Below are 5,492 nucleotides of genomic sequence, written 5' to 3'. Positions count from 1 at the left end.
TGGCCGGTTACGGCGAATCCAGCGACGCCCACCATATGTCCACGCCCCACCCGGAAGGCCTGGGCGCGGAACTTGCGCTACGCGATGCGCTGGCCCGTGCAGGGCTTGATGCCAGCGAGGTGGACTACATCAACCTGCATGGAACGGCGAGCCAGAAGAACGACGAAGTGGAAGCGGCACTGGTGGCGCGCAGTTTCCGCGCCGAAACCCGTGCCAGTTCCACCAAGGGCTTCACCGGCCACACGCTGGGCGCCGCCGGCATCGTCGAGGCGGCCTATGCGTTGCTGGCCATCCGCGATGGCTTCATCCCCGGCAACCTCAACGCCAGCCAGCCCGATCCTGCCTGCGGACCGCAGATGGCATGGCACAACGAGCGGCAACCGGTGCGCGTGGCACTGTCCAATTCCTTCGGCTTCGGCGGCAACAACGCCTGCCTGGCATTCATTGCGGGCGATCAGGCTTGATGCCGTCCCTGGATGTCTTCGTACAGGGTGTCGGCCTGTGGACGCCGGCCGTCACGATGTGGGCCGATTTCAAACCCTGGCTCGACGGCGAGCAGGCCGATGCCGAGCCCGGCAAACCACACGCTGGCGTTCTGCCGGCCAATGAGCGGCGGCGTGCACCCGATAGCGTGCTGCTGGCCGCGACAGCCGCGGGCCAGGCCGTGGCCGCCAGCGGGCTGGATCCGTCCACGCTTGCCAGTGTGTTCAGTTCGGCCCACGGCGACCAGCTCATTACCGATTACATGTGCGCCACGCTCGCCGACTCGCCGGCGGACCTGTCGCCCACCCGATTCCACAATTCGGTGCATAACGCACCGGCGGGCTACTGGACCATCGCCACCGTGTGCCACGCGGCATGCAGCGCTGTTTCGGCAGGCGATGCCAGCTTCGGCGCCGGACTGCTGGAGGCTGCAGCGCAAGCTATCGCCGACAACCATCCAGTGCTGCTGGCCGCCTTCGATACCCGGGGCTACGGCCCCCTTTTGTCGATGACGCAAATTACCCTGCCCTTCTCCACCGCGCTGGTGCTCTCACCCACGCGAACGCCACAAAGCACCGCGCGCCTGGTGATCACCACCACGCCGATGGCGCCGGTGTCCAGGACGCGCGACGATCGCCTGCGGGCCTGGGCAACGATGAATCCTTCCGCTGCCGGTTTGCCATTGCTCGAGGCGCTGGCGCACGGCACTGGCGTCGATGTGGTGCTGGCGGCCTCTGCCGGCATGGCCCTGCATGTCACCGGAGAAACGCTTACTTGAGCTGCTGCGTCCTCATTCCGTGCCTCAACGAGAAAAAGACCATCGCCAAGGTGGTCGGCGACCTGGTTGCGCTGGGCTTGCCGGTGATCGTGGTGGATGACGGCTCGGACGATGGCACCCCCGACGTGGTCGCCGCGATGCCCGTCACCCTGTTGCGCCACGACACGCGCCGCGGCAAGGGCGAGGCCTTGCGCACCGGATTCCTCGAAGTGCTTCGCCAGGGCTTCGACTCGGTGGTCACCATGGACGGCGACGGCCAGCACTCACCTGCCGACGTGCCACGCCTGCTTGCCGCCGCCCACGCCTTCCCGGGCCACATCGTGATCGGCGCCCGGCTGCTGGACAAAGCCCAGCAACCACCAGGCCGCCGTCGCGCCAATGCCATCGCCGACTGGGGCATTTCCTGCGCCTGCGCACAGCCGATTGCCGACACCCAGAGTGGCCAGCGCTTTTATCCGCGTGAAGTGATCGACCTGGTCGATATCGGCGCGGAGCACTTCGTGTTTGAAGCGGCGCTGTTGATCAAGGCATCGCGCGAGCTGGGCGTGGGCGTGGTTTCGGTGCCGATCGCATCGCGCTACCAGGGCGGCTTCCGGCCCAGCCATTTCCGTCCCGTGCGCGACGTCACCCGCATCACCTTGTATACGATCGGGCGGGCCTACCACTACGGAAACTTCTTCCGGAGCTATCGGAAGTCGCGGGCAACCCTGCCGGTGGTGGTGGACCGGCCCCTCGCCTGAACGGCAGGCCCATGGCCAGGCCCGCCGCGCCCACGTCCGATCGCAAGAACGTGCACAATCGGCTGGCGCCAACCAGGAGCAGGGCATGACGGCAAGCTCGCACGACGTGGTGATCATGGGCGGGGGCCTGGCCGGACTTACCCTTGCCATGCAGCTGAAGGGACGCTTCCCGGACCTCACCGTCCTGGTGATCGAGCGCCACCGGCACCCGGTACCGCTGGCCGCGCACAAGGTGGGCGAATCCACGGTGGAGATCGCAGCCCACTACTTCGCCCATACGCTGGGCCTGCGCGAGCACCTGGAACGCGACCACATCCACAAGTTCGGCTTCCGCTTCTTCTTCTCCGACGGCAAGGACGACCTCGCCAACGTCACCGAGTCGGGCGTGCGCCGCGTATTCCCCACGCCAAGCTACCAGCTCGACCGCGGCGTCCTTGAAAATTACCTGGCCGAAGAAGCCGTGCGCCGCGGCATCGAGTTGCGTGGCGGCGCCGTCGTGCGTTCATTCGGAATCACCCAGGGCGCTGATGAACCGCACACGTTGCGTTACACCGACGCCAGCGGCGAGCACGAAGCCCAGGCGCGCTGGCTGATCGATGCCTCCGGTCGCGCCGGGCTCATCCGTCGCAAGTTCGACTTCACCCGCGACAACGGCCACCACGCCAATGCGATCTGGTTCCGCATGGAAGGACGCATGGACATCGATGGCTGGTGCAACGATGCCGACTGGCAGAACCGTTGCGAGCCGCCGGAGCGCTGGCGCTCCACCAACCACCTGTGCGGCCCGGGCTACTGGCTGTGGTTGATCCCGCTATCGTCGGGCGCGCATTCGGTGGGCATCGTGGCCGATGCGGCGATGCACCCGATCGAAGACATGCGCACGTTCGACAAGGCCATGCAGTGGATGCACAAGCACCAGCCGCTAGTGGCGCGCGACCTTGAAAAGCGCAGGGATGGGCTACTCGATTTCGCCTTCCTGCGGAATTACTCCTACACCACCACGCGGATGTTCTCCGCCGACCGCTGGGCGCTCACCGGCGAGGCCGGTGCGTTCCTCGACCCGTTCTATTCCCCCGGTAGCGATTTCATCGCCATCGCCAATACCTACATCACCATGCTGGTCGGGCACGACCTGGCCGGCGAACCGGTGGCGCCCTGGGCGCGCCTGTACGAGCGGCTGTTCTTCTCGTTCTACGAGAACACCCTGCAGATGTACCGCGGCCAGTACCACCTGTTCGGCGATCCGGAAGTGATGCCGATCAAGGTGGTCTGGGACTATGCCTACTACTGGGGCGTGCTGTGCCAGTTGATGTTCCAGAACCGCCTGGGCGACGCTGCGCTGTTTGCGGCGCTCGGGCCTGAGCTTGAGCGCGCGCGCGTGCTCAATATCGCGATGCAGGATTTTTTCCGTCGATGGCACGCGGTGTCGCGGCAGCGAAATGCCGGCGTGATGCTTGACCAGGGCGAACTGGACTGGTTCCACCAGATGAACAACGGGCTGCACGATGAGCTCTCGCACGGCGATCTCGTCGACCGCCTGCGCACCAACGTCGCCCTGCTCGAATCGCTGGCCGGCGGCATCGTGGACCGCGCCGCCAAAGACGATCCCGACCTTGCCGACGGCGTGACGCCGGTACCGGCGCCGGGCCCTGCACTGTTCGCACGCGTGGCGTGACCGCCGCAACGCGGCCTAGGCGCCCTGCGGAGGATGGATCACCGCCGCGCGTCCGCTGGCAAGGAGCTGGCCGCCCTGCTCAACCCGGAACTCGTACTGCGCGCCACCGTCGTCCGCCGCGATGCAACGGGCGTGGACATCCAGCGCGCCGGCATCGGGGTCGACATATTCCACGGCCAGGCGGACGTCCCGCAGGCTTACCAGCCGGCCGGGCTTCACCGCCGCGCCGGGCGCAGCCTTCAGACCACCATGGACGGCCATGGCCTGGGCACCGTATTCGGCCAGGTTCACCGCGTGCAGGCCGCGCGGTTCGCGCAGCGGATGATCGGCGAGGGCATGGCTTTCGCTGCGCGCGTGGATGGTGTCGTGGTCGAAGGCGACCACGGCATCGAGCAGGTTCATCGCCCCGGCGTGGGGAATGAGCCCGGCGAATTCATTCTTTCGAAGCATGCGGCGCCATCAGGATGGAAATGCAGAAGTGGAAGGCCACACCCAGGCTTACCGTGAGGCCGATGGCACGCAGTACCGGAATCGACGACCACGCCAGCATGCCGAACACCAGCAAGGCTGAGATCACGCAAACGATGGTGGCGTGCAAGGTGCGCCGCTGCTCGTCGGGATCGCCGGTGTCCCGCTCGAAGAACAACGCATAGTGAAGCCCCAGGCCGCCGGCCAGGATCAGCGACACCAGATGGAACAGCGACAGCGGGATGCCCGCCAAGCGCTCCACCGCCAGCACCATGAAGGTGGCCAGTGTCATCGGCGCCAGCACGTGCCAGGCGCGGCGAAAACTACGCAAGGCGAAGGCGATGGTGGCGATCAGCAACAAGGTGGCCACGGCCAGCGCCTTGAGGATGCGCGTGCGGTATTCCGCGACCAGCGATTCAGAGGCCTGCTTCAGGTCCAGCAGGCGAACCGCGTCGCCGGTCTTCGCGGCCAGGGGAGCGAACGCGGCTGCATCGTGCACGCCCGACAGCGTGGCCAGGCCCACCCAATGATCGCCACGGTTCACCAGCATCGCCGACAGCCGCTGTCCCAGCGGTGATGAGGCGAAGCGTTCCGGGGTAAGCACCGGTGCGCTGCGTGCGGCAGCGACATCCATCACAAACGGGGCGAACAGATCCTTCTTGAATGGCGTGTCCTTCAGCGCGCTGGCAAGCATCGCCTCCAAAGCCTGCGTGCCCGGCAGCTTCGCCTGGCGCGCCTTCTGCGTGGCAGCGCTCGGCAGGTAACGCGAAGGCAATTCCACGCTGTCCAGCGCCTTGCCGGCCAGGAGCTTGTCGATGTCGGGCTCGATGCGCTCGGAGAGCGCCAGCACGCCGTCGGCGTCACGCGCCTGCAGCACCAGCAGGTAACGCACATCGGGCGCGCCGAGCTCGCCGCGCAGCCGTGCATCGGTCATCAGCAGGTCGGTGGGCAGCGGCGTCAGCGCGGCGAGGTTGTTTTCCCAGAACGAACCGGGCGCGAAATACAACATCGCCGCGGCGGCAAGGGCGATCGGCACCGGTAGCCAGCGCGGGCGTGGCAGCTCGTCGAAGAACGTGCGCAGGCGCGCCAGGCCGGGCGTGGTGGCGACGTCACGCGCACGTTCGGGCAAGAGGTGCGGCAACAGGTAGCGCGTGGCCAGTCCCGCGGCCAGGAGGCCGGTGATGGTGAACACCGCCAGCTGCTGCAGGCCGCCCACACCCGATGCGTAGAAGGCAAGATACGCGATGCATGCCGAGGCGATCGCCGTCATCAATAGTGGCCACAGGCCACGCACGCTGGCCAGCGCTGTTTCACCGGCACGCCGATGGCTGAGCAGCCGGATCGGATA

6 protein-coding genes are annotated in these 5,492 nt (G+C 66.8%); 4 read left to right on the top strand and 2 right to left on the bottom strand.

The genetic code is table 11. The features are described 5' to 3' along the window. The 4 genes from VK519_RS09715 to VK519_RS09700 form a co-directional block, all read left to right on the top strand. A partial coding sequence (locus tag VK519_RS09715) for a beta-ketoacyl-[acyl-carrier-protein] synthase family protein (RefSeq protein WP_524538987.1) occupies nucleotides 1-464 on the top strand: 464 nt, incomplete at its 5' end. Continuing rightward, nucleotides 464-1,261, top strand: coding sequence for a beta-ketoacyl synthase chain length factor (locus VK519_RS09710; RefSeq protein ID WP_324349353.1), 798 nt, complete (start codon nucleotides 464-466; stop codon nucleotides 1,259-1,261). The genes VK519_RS09715 and VK519_RS09710, both read left to right, overlap by 1 nt. Then, nucleotides 1,258-2,001, top strand: coding sequence for a glycosyltransferase family 2 protein (locus tag VK519_RS09705; RefSeq protein WP_324349352.1), 744 nt, complete (start codon nucleotides 1,258-1,260; stop codon nucleotides 1,999-2,001). The genes VK519_RS09710 and VK519_RS09705 overlap by 4 nt, the downstream gene beginning before the upstream one ends. An 85-nt stretch (nucleotides 2,002-2,086) precedes the next feature. Beyond that, nucleotides 2,087-3,676, top strand: a complete 1,590-nt coding sequence (locus tag VK519_RS09700) for an NAD(P)/FAD-dependent oxidoreductase (RefSeq protein ID WP_324349351.1) — start codon at nucleotides 2,087-2,089, stop codon at nucleotides 3,674-3,676. Nucleotides 3,677-3,691: 15 nt separating this feature from the next. Here the strand turns inward: VK519_RS09700 and VK519_RS09695 are convergent, their stop codons facing one another. Then, the gene (locus VK519_RS09695) at nucleotides 3,692-4,126 is read right to left on the bottom strand and encodes a hotdog family protein (RefSeq protein WP_324349350.1); all 435 of its coding nucleotides are present in this window, start codon (nucleotides 4,124-4,126) and stop codon (nucleotides 3,692-3,694) included. Continuing rightward, nucleotides 4,110-5,492 (bottom strand): MMPL family transporter (locus tag VK519_RS09690; protein ID WP_414692725.1); only part of this gene is annotated, 1,383 nt, incomplete at its 5' end. The genes VK519_RS09690 and VK519_RS09695, both read right to left, overlap by 17 nt.

Source organism: Pinirhizobacter sp. (assembly GCF_035317885.1).
In the GTDB taxonomy this organism is placed as follows: Bacteria; Pseudomonadota; Gammaproteobacteria; order Xanthomonadales; family Rhodanobacteraceae; genus Pinirhizobacter.
This window is presented reverse-complemented; position numbering and strand designations above follow the sequence as displayed.

What these genes read in the sequence shown, in the direction of transcription:
- VK519_RS09710 (WP_324349353.1), top strand. Translation starts at nt 464, where the DNA reads ATGCCGTCCCTGGATGTCTTCGTACAGGGTGTCGGCCTGTGGACGCCG.
- VK519_RS09700 (WP_324349351.1), top strand. Translation starts at nt 2,087, where the DNA reads ATGACGGCAAGCTCGCACGACGTGGTGATCATGGGCGGGGGCCTGGCC.
- VK519_RS09695 (WP_324349350.1), bottom strand. Translation starts at nt 4,126, where the DNA reads ATGCTTCGAAAGAATGAATTCGCCGGGCTCATTCCCCACGCCGGGGCG.